Annotated in this window: 12 protein-coding genes; 10 read left to right on the top strand and 2 right to left on the bottom strand. The window is 67.1% G+C overall.

Going from position 1 to position 16,396, the window contains the following annotated elements; all coding sequences use genetic code 11:
- Positions 1-167: 167 nt before the first annotated feature.
- Positions 168-1,679 (top strand): leucyl aminopeptidase, encoded by a 1,512-nt coding sequence (locus tag LJE61_RS10295; protein WP_296909523.1) that lies wholly within the window; start codon positions 168-170, stop codon positions 1,677-1,679.
- 75 nt (positions 1,680-1,754) lie between these two features.
- Here LJE61_RS10295 and LJE61_RS10300 read toward each other — a convergent pair whose 3' ends face one another.
- Positions 1,755-2,225, bottom strand: coding sequence for a PH domain-containing protein (locus LJE61_RS10300; protein ID WP_296918311.1), 471 nt, complete (start codon positions 2,223-2,225; stop codon positions 1,755-1,757).
- 707 nt (positions 2,226-2,932) lie between these two features.
- Between LJE61_RS10300 and LJE61_RS10305 the strand changes: the two genes are divergently transcribed.
- The 7 genes from LJE61_RS10305 to LJE61_RS10335 all read left to right on the top strand — a co-directional run bounded on the left by LJE61_RS10305 (position 2,933) and on the right by LJE61_RS10335 (position 13,591).
- On the top strand, positions 2,933-4,045 hold the full coding sequence (locus LJE61_RS10305; protein WP_296909520.1) for a GGDEF domain-containing protein: 1,113 nt from the start codon (positions 2,933-2,935) through the stop codon (positions 4,043-4,045).
- Between the two features lie 168 nt (positions 4,046-4,213).
- A complete protein-coding gene (gene uvrA / locus LJE61_RS10310) occupies positions 4,214-9,844 on the top strand; it encodes an excinuclease ABC subunit UvrA (protein ID WP_296918313.1) in 5,631 nt (1,876 codons plus the stop codon).
- 220 nt (positions 9,845-10,064) lie between these two features.
- A complete protein-coding gene (locus LJE61_RS10315; RefSeq protein ID WP_296914963.1) occupies positions 10,065-10,370 on the top strand; it encodes a YebG family protein in 306 nt (101 codons plus the stop codon).
- A 207-nt stretch (positions 10,371-10,577) separates the two neighbouring features.
- The gene (locus LJE61_RS10320; RefSeq protein WP_296914961.1) at positions 10,578-11,150 is read left to right on the top strand and encodes a Tll0287-like domain-containing protein; all 573 of its coding nucleotides are present in this window, start codon (positions 10,578-10,580) and stop codon (positions 11,148-11,150) included.
- A 48-nt stretch (positions 11,151-11,198) separates the two neighbouring features.
- Entirely contained in the window at positions 11,199-11,738 is a 540-nt protein-coding gene (locus LJE61_RS10325; protein ID WP_296914958.1) for a hypothetical protein, read from the top strand.
- Between the two features lie 10 nt (positions 11,739-11,748).
- A complete protein-coding gene (locus tag LJE61_RS10330) occupies positions 11,749-12,942 on the top strand; it encodes a protoporphyrinogen/coproporphyrinogen oxidase (RefSeq protein ID WP_296914956.1) in 1,194 nt (397 codons plus the stop codon).
- Positions 12,943-13,129: 187 nt separating this feature from the next.
- The gene (locus tag LJE61_RS10335; RefSeq protein ID WP_296914954.1) at positions 13,130-13,591 is read left to right on the top strand and encodes a putative 2OG-Fe(II) oxygenase; all 462 of its coding nucleotides are present in this window, start codon (positions 13,130-13,132) and stop codon (positions 13,589-13,591) included.
- Between the two features lie 205 nt (positions 13,592-13,796).
- Here the strand turns inward: LJE61_RS10335 and LJE61_RS10340 are convergent, their stop codons facing one another.
- The gene (locus tag LJE61_RS10340; protein WP_296914952.1) at positions 13,797-14,210 is read right to left on the bottom strand and encodes a hypothetical protein; all 414 of its coding nucleotides are present in this window, start codon (positions 14,208-14,210) and stop codon (positions 13,797-13,799) included.
- Between the two features lie 390 nt (positions 14,211-14,600).
- Between LJE61_RS10340 and LJE61_RS10345 the strand changes: the two genes are divergently transcribed.
- A complete protein-coding gene (locus LJE61_RS10345; protein WP_296914950.1) occupies positions 14,601-15,122 on the top strand; it encodes a hypothetical protein in 522 nt (173 codons plus the stop codon).
- Positions 15,123-15,928: 806 nt separating this feature from the next.
- Positions 15,929-16,396, top strand: a 468-nt coding sequence (locus LJE61_RS10350; RefSeq protein WP_519973016.1) for a polyphosphate kinase 2 family protein, incomplete at its 3' end; no start/stop codon positions are given.

The following is a 16,396-nucleotide window of genomic DNA, read 5'->3' on the forward strand; positions in this document are numbered from 1 at the left end:
GGAGATGCCAAGCAGCCAACCGGCACCCCCGGGTCTCGACAAGACCGCCTCTTCCGGTAGACTCCCAATTCGGCACCACGACACCCGATCTGAAATCGGTCCGCGCCACGCGCCGATCCGCAGCGCGGCCCTCCAGACCCAGACCCGCCCTCCCGAGGAGCTCGATGATGGAATTCAGAATCAAGACCGGCGAGCTTGCCAGACAAAAGACGCCCTGTATCCTGATCGGTATATTCGAGCGGCGCAAGCTCTCCGCTCCGGCCGAGATCCTCGACCTCGCCAGCGGTGGGCGCCTCTCAGAGCTGCTCAAGAAGGGTGACATGGACGGCCAGGCGGGGAGCACGCTCATGCTCTATGACCTTCCTGGGCTGGCCGCCGAACGGGTCTTGTTGGTGGGTTGCGGGAAGCACAAGGAGTTCGGTCGCGACAACTATCGCAAGGCACTGGGTGCCGCGGTCGCAGCCCTGCAGCAGACCCATTCGGGATCGGCGCTCTGCGCGCTGCATGACCTCCACCCGGAAGGCCTGGACCTTTACTCGGCCGTCCGCGAGGCCGTGACGACCGCCGCGGACAAGGTCTACCGTTACACCCAGACCAAGAAGGACGACAAGCAGGCGCCGAAGACGCCGCTCAAACAACTGACCCTCTGGGTTGACGAGAAGGAGGCCCAGCCCACAGCCGAGCTGGCGATACGCCATGGGACGGCAATCGCAGCCGGGATCGCCCTGTCCAAGGAGCTGGCCAACCTTCCCGGCAACATTTGCACACCGAGCTATCTGGCCGACAAGGCCAGGGAGCTCGGCGGACGTTTCGACCGGCTCGAGGTCGAGATACTCGAAGAGGCCGATATGGAGGCGCTGAAGATGGGCGCGCTCCTGTCCGTCTCCCGCGGCAGCCGCCAACCAGCCAAGCTGATCCTGATGCACTACCGGGGGACCGACGCCGCCAGCAAGCCGGTGGTCTTGGTCGGCAAAGGGCTCACCTTCGATACCGGCGGCATCTCCATCAAACCGGCCGCCGACATGGATGAGATGAAGTTCGACATGTGCGGAGGCGCCGGGGTGTTCGGAGCCGTGCTCGCCGCCTGTGAGCTGGGGCTGCCAATCAACCTGGTCGGCGTGGTACCCGCCTCCGAGAACATGCCGGACGGAGACGCCAACAAGCCGGGCGATATCGTCACCAGCATGTCCGGTCAGACCATCGAGATCCTCAACACCGACGCGGAGGGTCGACTCATCCTCTGCGATGCCCTCAGCTACAGCGAGCGCTTCGACCCCGAGGTGGTCATCGACCTGGCGACACTGACCGGCGCCTGCGTCATCGCCCTGGGCAAGCACGCATCCGGTCTATTCACCACCGACGAGCGGCTCGCAGAGGAGATCGTCAACGCCGGACAGGCCGCGGGCGACCGCGCCTGGCGCATGCCGCTGTGGGACGAGTATCAACAGCAGCTCGACAGCAACTTCGCCGACATGGCCAATGTCGGTGGCCGTGAGGCCGGTGCCGTCACCGCTGCCTGCTTTCTCGCACGCTACACCAAGGCCTACCGCTGGGCGCACCTGGACATCGCCGGCACGGCCTATCTGAGCGGCAAGGACAAGGGCGCGACCGGCCGACCCGTCGCCTTACTGACTCAGCTCCTGCTGCAGCGCAGCGGCGAGGTCGCGCCGGCCGGCTGATCACGCCACCCGGCGCCCGAGGACCAGGGACGATCGTGAAGACCCGATTCGTGGGGAGGCGACCCGTGCTCGCGGTCAGGCGACGGCCTTGATGAGCTCGCGCAGCCGGTTGGGGTTCGGCAGGCCGCGAACGACCAGCTCTGGAACGTCCCCCGACGTGTAGACCCTGATGTCGCCGGCATTCAGGATCCGTTGCAGCAGGCTCTGATGCAGCCGGACCGTGCGGACCGAGGACAGCTTGACCTCGATGTAGCTCTTGCTGAGCAGGCCATGAGTCCAGATCAGCTCATCGCCCCTGATGATCAGATGGTCGGACCGGCTCGACAGCCACCAGGCAAAGAGTTGCAGGGCAGACAGCGCGAAGACCGCGATGCCGATGAGCCGGAGAACCATCCCATCGATTCGCTGGGGCAAGGCGACGGGGAGCCAACCGGCACCCGCGGCAGCAATCAGGATCCCTGCCAACATCAGCAGGGTCACGAGAGGTGTGGAAAAGGGTCGCATCCGCAGCATCGACGGGTGCGCTTCGTATCGGGTCTCTTGCATCGGCGCCTCCTGTCATGTCGCCCAAAGCAGCGAAGAATCGATCTCCGCTTCGCGCGCTGATGATCGCCGGGCACGGCTCACATGTCGAGCGGAGAGGAAGGGGACGACTCACCCGGCCCGGCTTGCACGGTGGCGCGGGACGCGGCGACGAGAGCAAGGGAGAGGAAAAACGGCCGTTGCGAAAGGGTCGGCACGCGACGGCCCCGGGCGATCCCGGGGCCTCGGTAGAGACTACGACTGGAGCGTCACGGTCGGGTAAGCGGCGGAGCTGGAGCTGTCCTGGGACTGATCCTTCGTGCAGCCATCTCCCGCGTGCGCGGTCATGACCGAACCCGCAACGAGCATTGCGCCGAGCAGCAGGGCGGTCGAAAAAGTGGCGTATCGTATCGACATTGGCAAGGTACCTCGGGATAGTCTTGGGAGATCGACGATCCTCACAGCGCGGTGTCGGATCGACGTACCCGCATTGAAGTCGGGGCAGCTCTTCGGACCACAAGCCCGGACCGACACCTTGCCCGGCTGAGATGACAATCGGGAAAATGGGGAAATCGGCTGCAAGCGCCCGCTTGAGCGCGCTGGACGCCGATCAACGGCCGACGCCTTGACCGACAAGGGCCGGCCGCCGGTTGCGATCGTCCGCGACGGCATGATCCGGCCTCGGCAAGCCTGGACAATCCCTCGCAGAGATGCAGACAACGGAGCGTCCGATGAACAGGAGATGGGGTGTTGCGGTACCGGACCCGGTCGAGCTGACGGGGTTCAATCGGACCCTGGCTGAGATCGAGTGGCTGTTGTTGGTCTTGGTCCTGGTCTATCTGGTCCTGCCCGAGGAGCCCGTCGAGCACATCTTGGCCATCGCCGCCGCAGCGGCCGGCTTCGCGGTCTTCGTGCTGGGTTTCCGCTATCTGAACCTGTTCACCCTGCCGGCACGTTGGAAATTCACCATCGAGACCTGGGCCATGCTGGGTTTCACCGGTTTCGTGGTCTGGCATACCGGCAAGATCGACAGCCCGCTCATCAGCCTCTTTCTGCTGGTCATCATCTTCAGCGCCTTGACGCTCGGCAAGCTCATCACCCTGTTGGAAGCCGTCCTCATCGCCAGCTTCTATTTGCTCGCCGCCTACTCTGCGGCGGGCGATCATCTTTTCGCCTACTCGACGTTCAGCCGCCTGATGCTGGTTTTCGCGCCGGTTGCGCTGGTCGCCTACGTCACGTCACTGATCGCCTCGGACATGGATTTCTCGCGCAGCTTCGTCCAGCGTCTCTCGGAGACCGACGACCTGACGGGACTGCCCAACATGCGCGCTTTCTCGCTCGCACTCGCCCATCAGAAACAGGAGGCCTTGCATGACCGTCGCCCCTTCAGTGTCATGATGGTCGATGCCGACAATCTAAAAGAGATCAACGACCGCTTCGGCCACGCGATCGGCAATAAGGTCATCTGCGCGGTCGCCGAGGGGATCCGCAGAAGCATCCGAGGCACCGACCTGGTCGCCCGTTACGGGGGCGACGAGTTTGTCCTGCTGTTGCCCGACACGCCCGAGGCGGCGGCGCGCGAGGCAGGCGAGCGGATCCGCGTGATGGTCGCGAACACCCTGGTCGACGCCGGGCAGGACTCGGTCGCCACCACCGTCAGCGTCGGCTATGCGACCTGTCGGGGGACGGCGACGGATATCGACAATCTCATGATGCGCGCGGATGAGGCCCTCTATGCAAGCAAGCGTGCCGGACGCGACCGGGTCTTCGCCTTCAGCGAGATCCACACTCGCGCGACGCCGTCAGGATCGGCCGCCCAGGCTCCCGACTCACAGCTTGTCTAGGAGCCTGTCGGATCTAGGATGAATCGGCTACGGAAGCGGGAGATCGGTCCATTTCACCCCGATTTTTCGTTACATAGCACCCACGATGCGCCTCACAACCGGAACGCAATGGCCTCGCTCTCCCACGCCCTCGCGTCGCCCCCCCTAAGTCCGACGGGCTCCTAGGCCATGTCCCACCCATCCGATCGCCCGGGCCTGATCCGTCTGCGCGGTGTGCGGCAGAACAACCTCAGGTCCATCGACCTGGACCTGCCCCTTGGCGAGCTGATCGTCGTCACCGGTGTCTCGGGATCCGGCAAGTCCTCGCTCGCCTTCGACACCCTCTATGCCGAGGGTCAGCGGCGCTATGTCGAGACCTTCTCGCCCTATGCGCGCCAGTTCCTCGATCGGATGGACCGCCCCGCCGCCGATCGGATCGACGGCATCCCGCCGGCGATCGCCATCGATCAGGCCAACGCGGTGCGCACGTCGCGATCGACGGTGGGCACTATGACGGAGCTCAACGATCACCTGAAGCTTCTTTTCGCCCGCGCCGCGCGCCTCTTCTGCAGGGGCTGCGGTCGGGAGGTCCAGCGCGATACGCCAGAGGGGATCTGGGCGCACCTGACGGGTCTGCAGGAGGCGGCCGCGGGCGCCGTCGCGATCGCGTTTCGCGTTCCGGTTCCGCCTTCCCTCGACGTCGCGGCAGTCAAGGGGCTGCTGGCCCAGCAGGGCTACGTCCGGATCCTGGAGGCAGACGCGACGGCCATCGAGGTCATCCAGGACCGGATCCGCCTGACCGGCGAGCATCGCGGCCGCGCGATCGAGGCCCTGGAGACGGCACTCGCCCGCGGCCACGGGCGCGTCCGGGTCTATCCGCTCGGCGCGGATCGGCAGGCCGGACCGCCCCGGCGCTTCTCGGCCGATCTGCACTGTCCGGACTGTGACGTCGCATACGCGGATCCGACGCCGAACCGGTTCTCCTTCAACTCGCCGGTGGGGGCCTGCCCGGTCTGTCGGGGCTTCGGCCGCACCATCGGCGTGGACTGGTCGCTGGTGGTCCCGGATCCATCCAAGTCGCTGCTCGAGGGTGCGATCAAGCCGATCCAGTCCGACAGCTACTCGGAGATCCAGGAAGACCTGATGGGCTTCGCGCATCGCCGCGGCGTTCCGACCGATCTGCCCTGGCGCGATCTGACCGACGCCGACCGCGCCTGGATCATCGAAGGCGAGGGCGACTGGGAGACCGGCGTCTGGTATGGGCTGCGCCGCTTCTTCGCCTGGCTCGAAGGGCGCAGCTACAAGATGCACGTGCGGGTCCTGCTCTCGCGCTACCGCTCCTATGACGTCTGCAGCGCGTGCGGCGGGGCCAGGCTGACGGACGAATCGCTGGATTGGCGGGTCGGCGGCAAGGCGCTCGCTGATCGCGTGCTGGCACCCGAGCAACGCTTCCGCCACGGGCGCGTGGGCATGGACGAGACGATCTGGCTGAACCTCCCCGGGCTGGGCATCCACGACCTCATGCGATTGCCGCTGACCGCCTGTCGGGACTTCTGCGATGCCCTGACCCTGGACCCTGCACTGGATCGGCTCATCGGCGGGATTCGCTCGCGCCTGGGCTACCTCTGCGAGGTCGGACTCGGCTACCTGACCCTGGACCGCCAGTCGCGCACACTCTCGGGCGGCGAGCTGCAGCGCATCAATCTGACCACAGCGCTCGGAAGCACCCTGGTCAACGCCCTGTTCGTGCTCGACGAGCCCAGCGTCGGCCTGCATTCACGCGATCTGGGCCGGGTGGTGGGGATCCTGCAGCGGCTGCGCGACCAGGGGAACTCCCTGGTGGTGGTCGAGCACGACCCCGAGGTGATACGGGCCGCGGATCGGATCATCGACATGGGTCCCGGACCGGGCGAGCACGGCGGCCGGATCGTCTTTGAAGGGTCGCCGGCAGCCATGTCCAGGAGCCAAGGTTCGCTGACCGGGGATTACCTGGCGGGTCGGCGACGTCTCGCCAACGCAGATGCGCCTGCCCCTTCGCCACCGGACGGGCCCTGGATCAGGGTCCGAGGCGCCCGCGCCCATAATCTCAAGGGGATCGACGTCGCCATCCCGCTGCACCGTCTGGTGGTGATCACCGGGGTCTCTGGATCCGGCAAGTCCACACTCGTGCAGGATGTTCTCTACCGGGGCCTTTGCCAGCTCAAGGGTCACCCCGTCGAGGCGCCGGGCGAGCACGCCGAGATCGAGGGGGACGCCGAGATCGCCGAGGTCGTCCTGTTGGATCAGTCCAGCATCGGGCGAACCTCGCGGTCGAACCCGGCGAGCTATGTCGGTGTGCTCGATGTGCTGCGCAAACGCTTCGCGGCACTTCCGCTCGCCAGGGAGCGCGGCTACACGGCCGGAACCTTCAGCTTCAACAGCGGCGCGGGGCGCTGTCCGACCTGCGCCGGCAACGGGTACGAGCACCTGGAGATGCAGTTCCTCGCCGATGTCTACCTGCGCTGCCAGGACTGCAACGGCCGGCGCTATCGCCGATCCGTGCTGGAGGTCGAGATCGGAGGCCGCCCCGGAGAGCGGGGGCGCTCCATCGCAGACGTGCTGGAGATGACCGCGACGGAGGCGCGCGCCTACTTCGAAGCGGATCAGGAGCTCCGCCGCGCCCTCGAGCCCCTGCTGGCCGTCGGACTTGGCTATTTGCGTCTCGGCCAGCCGGTGCCGACCCTCTCTGGTGGCGAGGCCCAGCGTCTCAAGCTCGCCGGCCATCTCGCCAAGTCGGGCCGCGGCCGGACCCGCGACGGCGGCCTCCTGTTCCTGCTCGACGAGCCCACCACCGGCCTGCATTTCGCCGATGTGGCTGTCCTGCTGGGCGCCTTGCGGCGCCTGATCGACAAGGGTCACTCCGTGCTGGTCATCGAGCACAACCTCGACCTGATCGGCGCCGCGGACTGGCTAATCGACCTGGGCCCCGAGGGCGGAGAGGCGGGGGGCGAGCTTGTCTGCTGCGGCACTCCGAAAACGCTTGCGGAACACCCCACGAGCCTCACCGGACGTGCCTTGGCCGGCCATCTTGACGCACTGTCGGGAGTCGGGGCCCCGCCCGAGCCGGGCTTGAATCCATCTCCGGAGGACGCGCCCGCCGGCTACGCGGCACAACCGACATCCGCACCCGGCGTCGCCGAGCCCCCGCCGGGCGGTTTGGTCGCGACAGCACGCGACGCGCCGCTTGCCCCAGCCAACTGCATCTCCGTCCTGCACGCCCGCGAGCACAACCTAAAAGACCTGTCCCTGTCGATCGCGCGCGACCGGCTCACGGTGATCACCGGCGTCTCGGGCAGCGGCAAGAGCACGCTGGCCTTCGACATCCTCTTTGCCGAGGGCCAGCGCCGTTTCCTGGAGTCGCTCAATGCTTATGCCCGGCAGTTCGTCCAGCCCGCCGCACGACCGGATGTCGATGCCGTCCTCGGGATCCCGCCCACCGTCGCCATCGAGCAGCGAACCAGCCGCGGCGGGGCCAAGAGCACGGTCGGCACCCTGACCGAGATCCACCACTATCTGCGCCTCCTCTACGTCAGGCTCGGGATCCAGTCCTGCCCGAGCTGTGCCGTCCCGGTCGAGCCGATGGGGCGGGACGCCATGCTGCGGCGGATCCGGCGCGAGCATGCCGACAAAACGGTCAGCCTGATGGCCCCGCTGGTCGTGGCCCGCAAGGGACTCTACAAGGAGCTCGCCGAATGGGCCGCGCGGCGCGGCTGGTTTGTCCTGCGGGTCGACGGCGAGCCGGTCGAGACCCACCAATGGCCGCGGCTCGACCGCTATCGGGAGCACTCCATCGAGCTGCCCGTCGGTGAGGTCGCGATTCGACCCGAGCGGAAAGGCGAGCTCCGCGCCCTCCTGGATCAGGCCCTGGACCTGGGCAAGGGCTCGGTCCGCGTGGTCGAGATCGACAACGGGACCTGGGGCCCCGAGACACCCTACTCGACCCAGCGCGCCTGCCCACGCTGCGGGACGGCGCTGCCCGATCCCGACCCCCGACTCTTCAGCTTCAATTCCAGGCAGGGCTGGTGCGAGACCTGCTTCGGGAGTGGGCTCGTGCTGGACGGATTCGATGCAGAGCAAACCGGTGAAGAGGACGCATGGCTGGACACCGAGGCGGCGGAGACAGCCACCTGCCCGAGCTGCCGCGGCGCCCGCCTGAACCCACAGGCGCTCGCGGTGCGCTTTCGCGATCGCTCGATCGCGGACCTCGCGTCCCTCACCGTCGACCAGGCCGCGGCCTTCGTCGCCGGGCTTCGACTCGACGAGCGCGAGCATGCCATCGCCCACGACCTGCTCGCCGAGGTGCGAGAACGGCTCGCCTTCCTCGCCGAGGTGGGGTTGGGTTATCTGTCGCTGGACCGGGGCGCGCCCACCCTCTCGGGCGGCGAGGCCCAACGGATTCGCCTCGCCGCTCAGCTCGGCTCCAACCTCCGTGGCGTCTGTTACATCCTCGATGAGCCCACCATCGGCCTGCATCCGCGGGACAACCGATTGCTGCTGAACGGGCTCGCCCGGCTGCAGGCCAAGGGCAACACCGTCCTGGTCGTGGAGCACGACGAGGAGACCATCCGCCGCGCCGACGAGGTCATCGACCTGGGACCGGGTGCCGGCACCCGCGGCGGCGACATCATCGCTCGCGGCACCGCCCTGGATCTGATGCGGGACCCGGCGTCCATCACTGGTCGCTGTCTCGCCCGCCCGCGCCGGCGCTCGCGCCCGGTTCGGGAGACCCGCGAGGACGGCGCCTGGCTCGTCGTCGAGGGCGCGCGGCGTCACAACCTGCGGGGCATCGACGTGCAGCTGCCCCTCGCCCGCCTGGTGTGTGTCACCGGCGTCTCCGGGTCCGGGAAGTCAACCCTGGTGCGCGAGGTCCTGGTCAAGAGCCTGCGCAACCGGCTCGCACGCGAGGACCGGGCCGGCACGCGCGCGCTCGTCGGCTGCAGCCGGCTGACCGGCTGGCAGGACCTGGCCCGTGTCCTCGAGGTGGACCAGGCCCCCATCGGCAAGACCCCCCGCTCCTGTCCCGCCACCTACGTCGGCTTCTGGGACGGGGTACGTCGCCTCTTCGCCGCCACTCCGGAGGCACGCATCCTCGGGTGGGGGGCGGCGCGCTTCTCTTTCAACACCGCCGGCGGACGCTGCGGCGCATGTGAGGGCCAAGGGGTGAAAAAGCTGGAGATGAGCTTCCTGCCCGGCGTGCGGATGACTTGCGAGGTCTGCGGGGGCAGCCGCTTCGACCGCGAGACGCGCGAGATTCGCTACCAGGGGCTCGACATCGGCCAGGTCCTGGCCCTGAGCATCGACGAGGCGCTGGACGTCTTCCAGGCCCATCCGGCGATCCGCCACCCGCTGGCCCTGCTCCAAGAGGTCGGGCTCGGCTACCTGCAGCTTGGCCAGGCGAGCCCGACCCTCTCGGGCGGCGAAGCCCAGCGTCTCAAGCTTGTCACCGAGCTGGCCAAGGCGCGCCCGAGCACCGATCAGCGCACCACCCGCCCCACCCTCTATGTGCTCGACGAGCCGACGGTCGGTCTGCACATGGCCGATGTCGAGCGCCTGGTCAGCGTTTTGCACAGACTGGTTGACGCCGGCCATTCCGTCCTGGTCATCGAGCACAACCTGGACCTCATGGCCGAGGCCGACTGGATCATCGACCTCGGCCCGGAGGCCGGCGAGGCCGGCGGTCGGGTCGGCGCTGCCGGAACCCCGGAGACGGTCGCCGCGGCGGGTGATCTACCGACCGCTTGTGCGCTGCGGGAGCATCTCGGCTCGGCAAACGGCTGCTGATGCGCCCTCGCAACGACCGGCCATGCCGCCCTCCGGGGCCGGCTTCCGCGCCCCAAGCGGGCTCAGCGGAGAACCGCCCAGATCGATCGGCCACGCCGCCCAGGGGATTCTCCGAAGACGAAACGGACCCTGCCTTCCGAAAAACCCATGTGGGTTGGGTATACTGATCCCCGCTGCCTCGCGCCGAGCCTCATCATCGCCGACACCGGAGCCGAGAACCGTGATCGAGATCGAATATGTCGTCAGAGACCAGAGGGGAGCCGAACGATTGCGCACGACCGACAAGAAGGCCGCCGACGCCTATGATAAAGCCCTCGAGTGCGCCGAGCGCTTGGCGGAGCTCCTGCGCCATGACAATATCCTGCCCGGCCTGCCGGAGAACGACCTGGAAGAGCTGACCATCTATCTGGCCCGCAACGCCAAGAGCGTCGAGCGCATCCTCAAAGGCAAGTCGCCCGAGAGCACACCGCCGGCCGCAGAGGCCGACAGGGAGCACAGGGTATCACCCCTGCGGGCCGCCGGCTGAGCCGTGCATCCGGACCAGCGTGTGCGTGCAGCCAATCCCTGCCCGGGCGGCTCGTCGATCCGGCGCCCGCCGACCATCGGGCGATGGGAGAGGGAACTCTCGGCGGTCGATCCGTCAAATGGCAGCGAGCCTCGAGGCAAGGTGGCACATTCGTCACCGACCGAGGCAGCGAGAACCAGCCCAACCACCGACCGGGAGTCGACCCGCATGAAGTCCATCGCCCGCATTGCCGCCACCCTTGCCATCCTGATCACGACGACAATCCATGCCGAGACCGCCACCGAGGACGACCTCGCAGAGGCCAAGGCCATCGTCCAGGAGTTCGCGACGACCCTGCAGGGAGAGCTGCAGGCGGCCATCAAGGAAGGCGGCCCCACCAATGCCATCGCGGTGTGCCAGGACCGTGCACCCGCGATCGCGGCCGACCTGTCCGAGCGTTCCGGCTGGCAGGTCGGTCGCACCAGTCTCAAGACCCGCAACGTTGCCGAGAACAGCCCGGATGCCTGGGAGGCGGAGGTCTTGGCCCGGTTCGATGCGCGTCGCGCCGCCGGTGAAGACGTCCAGCCCATGGCCTATGCCGAGATCGTCGGGACCGACGGGGGGCGCATGTTCCGGTTCATGAAGGCCATCCCCACCGCGGAGGTGTGTCTCGCCTGCCACGGCAGCGCGATCACCGACGAGGTCGCCGCAGCGCTGGACGAACGCTATCCTGACGACATGGCACGCGGATACAGCCTCGGCGACGTGCGGGGCGCCTTCAGCCTGTCCAAACCACTTTGACCTTGCTCCCCGACCGGGCCCCGGCCCGGTCGGGCAGGATGGAGACCCATGGCAGAGGAACGCTTCGATCTCAGCTACGCGGGTGGTATCGCACCGGGCGCCGATCCAGCGACTGTTCGCGCCCGCCTGACCGCGGTGTTCAAGCTCGACGAGCAGGGCATGGACCGGCTCTTCACGGGACGACCGGTGATCGTCAAACGGGGTGCCGATGCGGCGACAAAGGCGCGTTTCGAGCAGGCCTTCGCGCACGCCGGCGCCGTCCTCAGGATCACTCCGGTCGAACTGGCCGAGAACGAGGGGGGAGCGCAATCCGCCCGTGGCGCCGCCCCGCTGCCGGACGCAGCCCAGGGCGAGCACACGGCCGGCACCCCGCGGCTGTCCCTGACGACCCATGACGGCTATCTGGAGGAGCCAAGGGCGGTTAACATAGCGGCCTTTGATACCGGCTCCCTGAGCCTCGTCTCCGGACACGACTGGGACCTGGCGGACTGCGCGGCGCCGCCCGCGCCGGTCGCAATACCCGACATCGGCCATCTCTCGCTCACCGGAGGGGAACCGCCTTCCGATCCCGACGAATTGGCCGACTGACACGATCCGCATGAGCACAGATTTCGACCATATCGTCATCGGCGCCGGCATCAGCGGGCTGGGCGCTGCCCATTATGCGAGCCGTCGCGGGCATCCCAGCCTGGTGCTCGAGTCATCCGAGCGGATTGGTGGCTGCATCAACAGCCACCGTTTCCCGGAGCTCGGCGGATTCTGGAGCGAGGCAGGCGGACATACCTGCTTCAACAGCTACGGCAACCTCTTGTCGATCCTCGACGATCTCGGCTTGACCGGCCGGGCGCAGGCCAAGGGCAAGGTCAGCTACCTGCTGTGGAAGGGCGGGCAACGGGGATCGATCATCTCGGCATTGCACGTCTGGGAAGCCGTGCGCTCGCTCCCGAAGATCTTCTCGATCCCCAAGGAAGGCCGCAGCGTGGCTGCCTACTACGGTGAGCTGCTCGGTCGCCGCAACTATCAGGACCTGCTGCGTCACGCCTTTCAGGCGGTGATCTGCCAGCCCGCGGACGACTACCCGGCAGAGGCACTCTTCCGGCGGAAGCCCCGTCGCAAGGACGTTCTCAAGGCCTTCACCTTCGCCGGCGGCCTCTCGACCATCCCGACGGCCATCGCCGCCCAGGACGGCGTGGAGGTGCGGACCGGGCAGAGCGTCAGCGCGATCGAGCCCGATGGCGAGGGGTTTCGCGTCACGGCCGGGTCAGAGTGCCTGAGCTGCCGCTATCTGACCCTGGCGGTGCCGCCCGATGCGGCGACGGCTCTCATGCCGGCCGGGCTCGAGGCGGCACGCGAGGCGATCGCGGAGATCGGGATGGCCGAGATCGAGACCCTGGTGCTCGCGTTCCGGGCGGCCGACCTCGGCGTGAAACCGATCGCCGGACTCATCGCAGTCGACGATGCCTTCTACTCGGCGGTCTCGCGCGACTTCCTCGCCGACCCAAGCTACCGTGCCTTCTCCTTCCACTTTCGCCCGGGCGTGCTGGACGAGCAGGGTCAGGTCGAGCGCGCCTGCATCGCGCTCGGCACGACTCCGCGCCGCATCGCCGCTCAGGCGCGGGTGCACAACCGCCTGCCGGCCCTCCGTACGGGGCATGCCAAGCGGGTGGGGCGCCTCGACCAAGCCCTGTCCGGCACGCATCTCGCCGTCACCGGTAACTGGTTCCTCGGAGTCTCGATCGAGGATGCGCTGACGCGCAGCCGCAGCGAATCCGATCGGTTGTTTGCTCGATGAAGAGGCGCGGCTCGGGTTCGCTTCGGTGGGTCGCGAGGGGCAGGATCGGCGGCCCTGCAGCGACCCCTGCGACAGCGGGATGATAGGCCGGATGGTGGATCGGAGCCCCGAAGGCCCCCCAGGGTCGGTCCGGATCGGCTGGCGAAGCGCCAATCTCTATCGATGCGCAATGCCGGGCGCGGAGCGGGTGAATCGTACGATCGAGGCTGCTTTTGACCTGCTCGCTGACACGGACTTCGACCGGCGCTCCCACTTCTTCGGCGGTCGTTTCGAGAACCTCTATCTCGAGCGTGACCGCATGCCGGCCCTGCTCCCCCTCCTGGATCAGGCACTTGCCTGCGCCGCTTCGATCCTCGAGCGCCCGGCCGGGGGGCTGCGGTGCGGCTTCTGGTTCAATCGAATGGAGCCGGGCCAGAGCACCTCTGAGCATACCCATGACGAGCACGATGAGCTGCTCTCAGCCGTCTACTATGTGAGCGTTCCGGACGAGTCGGGCGATCTCGTGCTCTACGACGACCCGGCTACCGTGCGGATCGCGCCCGAGGCCGGCACCTTTCTCTTCTTCGACCCGGCCCTGCCCCATGCGGTCGAGACCAATCGCAGCCCGGCACGACGCCTGTCGATCGGATTCAACATCGGTCCGCGCTGAACGGGGCTGAATCGCACCCGGGGCATTCAGGGCATCGATGCAGGCTGGGGGGCCGGGGGCAGCCCCGCAGTTGATGGCATGCGCCGCTTCGCCTCAGGCGACGGGGCCGCATGGCTGGCGCATCGCTCCGGTCGGCTTTATCTCGCTGGCGGCAACGCGAACGGCCCGTCTTCCTTGCTTCCACGAGGACAGGGGGACACGCCCGTCACTCCCCGCAGACCAGGACGCCGAACTCCGTCCGGCTCGCCCGGTCGGGACGAGCGCAGATGTGTCGAAGCCGCTCGACCAGCGCGCCCTCGGGGTCGTAGATCAGGACCCAGGAGGTTGCGGACACGCTCATCCCGTCGAAGCCTTCGAGACGGCATGCGTTGTAGACCTGCTCGTAGAGGTCGTCGCAGTCAGCGCGGCTGAGCCGCTCGGGCCGGTACCCGCAGCGCTCGATGACCGCGACCAGCGCGCCAGCCCCGCTGGCCCCGGTATAGGCGCTGACGTCACCGAAGTCACGCTGGCCCGCCGCTTCCAGTGCGGCGATCACGCGGTCGCGACAGGCATCCCAGGACAAGCCTGTCAGGCCGGCTGCGGATGGGTCGGCATGCAGCGCACCGAGGACAACCGCCAAGGCTGGAGACCATCTTTCGTACCGGCGGCGTGCACTGAACATGGCAAGCTCTCGCCCTGAAGGGCTCGGTCAGGAAATGATCGGCGACCGATCGAGCTGAGCCGACGCAGACCGGCCGTCCGTTCGGTCTCGATCAGTCCCCTGCGGAGTGGCTCCGGGATCGGGACCGGGCTGTTTTGAGTGTATTGCAAGGCTCCCGATCATGTTAGGTTAGGACTCCTGGTCCGAGGCGCGGCCCGGTGAAGGCGCTCGAGCGACTCCTCGCACCACCTGTTCTTGATTGGAACGGACTGTGGAGACACGCAGCATCTCGCAGACCGCACGCACTGCGAGCGGCTCGAAACCGTCAGTCGGTGACCTGCGGCTGATGCAACGACAGGTGGGATGGCCATGAATCGGGTTCGAATCGGCTTTGGATTCCGCGAGCAGCCAACTTGGAAGCTCCTACTCGGCATTCCGCTGATCTATCTGCCGTTGTTGACGACCGTGCCTTTCCTCATCTTGGGCGTCGCGCTGGCGCGGCTGCACCTGCGGATGGTCGGTGGCACGGAGATCAGGGGCTATTGGGACTTCGTCCCTTCGTGGATCTCCCACCGCTATCGCAATGCTGATCACATCAGCTTCCAGGGCGGCACCGGCCGCTGGATGATTCTGCGCTCGCGGTACTTCTGGATCCTTAACTGCAAGCTGTACTGTCCGATGAGCGTCGCCTTGCTCGCCTATGCGAGCTACTTGGTGAAGGTGGTGGAGAACTGGTGGTGTCCTTTCGCGCATGACCGCAAGGAGACCTACGCCGAGGGTGCGATCGACATGTCATTCTGGCATGCGTATCCCAGGGAGCTGCCGAAGCTGCACCCGGAAGACCGCGACAATCCGATCTGGAATGAAGCGGCGAGCCGGGCGGAGTCCTGAGCCATCTGCACCGCCGCCGGCACCGGTTGGTCACAGGCATGGGCGGGCACATCCTCATGCGATCCGCGACGCAGGTCCAGCCTGTCCCGAGGACACCCTCTGGGGCCCGCAAGGGCCCTGCGTGGGGCCATTTGTTGTTTCCAACACTGCTTCGTCACGGACTTCTAGAATTCCCCCGCCTCGCCATCGGCTACCTATCCCGCGATGGAACACCGCCTAAGGGATCTTTGCAAGGTCTGAACTCGACCCGTTGCGGACATTCGCTGCCGGCCATGGAGAGCGAACGCGAGGGCCGGTAGTCCCCGGGAGGCGTAGGCGCGAGCGTATCGCCGCAGTGGCGAAGGGGCGTGAGTCCCGAAGCCGCGGAGGCGATATGCAGAGCGCATCCGACACGCCGTCAAGCCATTCGCGTAGAGTTGGTGCGCAGCCCAAGCGCGGCCTGTGGGCCGCTGCTTGTGGCGGAGCGCCGACCCGGAGCGGGGCGAACCGGGGCACCATCGGTTGTCGCCCTGCGCGAGTCCCGGCGGCGAGGGATCGACCCGCCGGGTATCGCGAGCGCAGACGCGACACTCCTGTTCGTGCCGCTTATGCCGAAGTTGAGAATCGGTTGCAACCCCCGTCAACGCTGGGTGGCGGTTGTTTTGGCGTACTGCGTGGCTGGGCTATGCTGCGACGCGAAGGCGTTCCCTGGAAATCCCGCTTCGGGCCGTAACCCAGAAACGAGCGTGGACCTTCAGGGCGAACCTTGCACGACGGCCTGGGCTCGAACGCTTAACCACCTTCCAGAGTTTACGAGGAGAATGAGGATGGCAAAGAAAGACCGTAGATCCGGCTCGAAGAAGATCGAAGATCGCGCAGAGTCAGACGCGACGAAGAAGCCGTCGACAAGGGAGTACGAAGCAGCGCTGGAACGGCTGCAAGGCGAGCTGGTAAAACTCCAGTACTGGGTGAAGGAGAAGGGGCTGCGCGTCATCGTCGTGTTCGAGGGCCGCGACGCGGCCGGCAAGGGCGGCGTGATCAAGCGACTCACCGAGAGGGTGAGCCCGCGGACATTCCGGGTGGTGGCTCTTCCTGCGCCCTCCGAAAGGGAGAAGACGCAGCTCTACATGCAGCGCTACCTGGCACACTTCCCGGCCGCCGGGGAGGTCGTGATCTTCGACCGCAGCTGGTACAACAGGGCCGGTGTCGAGCATGTCATGGGGTTCTGCACCGACGAGCAGTACGAAGACTTTCTGCGCGACTGCCCGGCCTTCGAGAAATATTTAACCGACCGT

Source organism: Thiocapsa sp., assembly GCF_022340925.1.
GTDB lineage: Bacteria > Pseudomonadota > Gammaproteobacteria > Chromatiales > Chromatiaceae > Thiocapsa.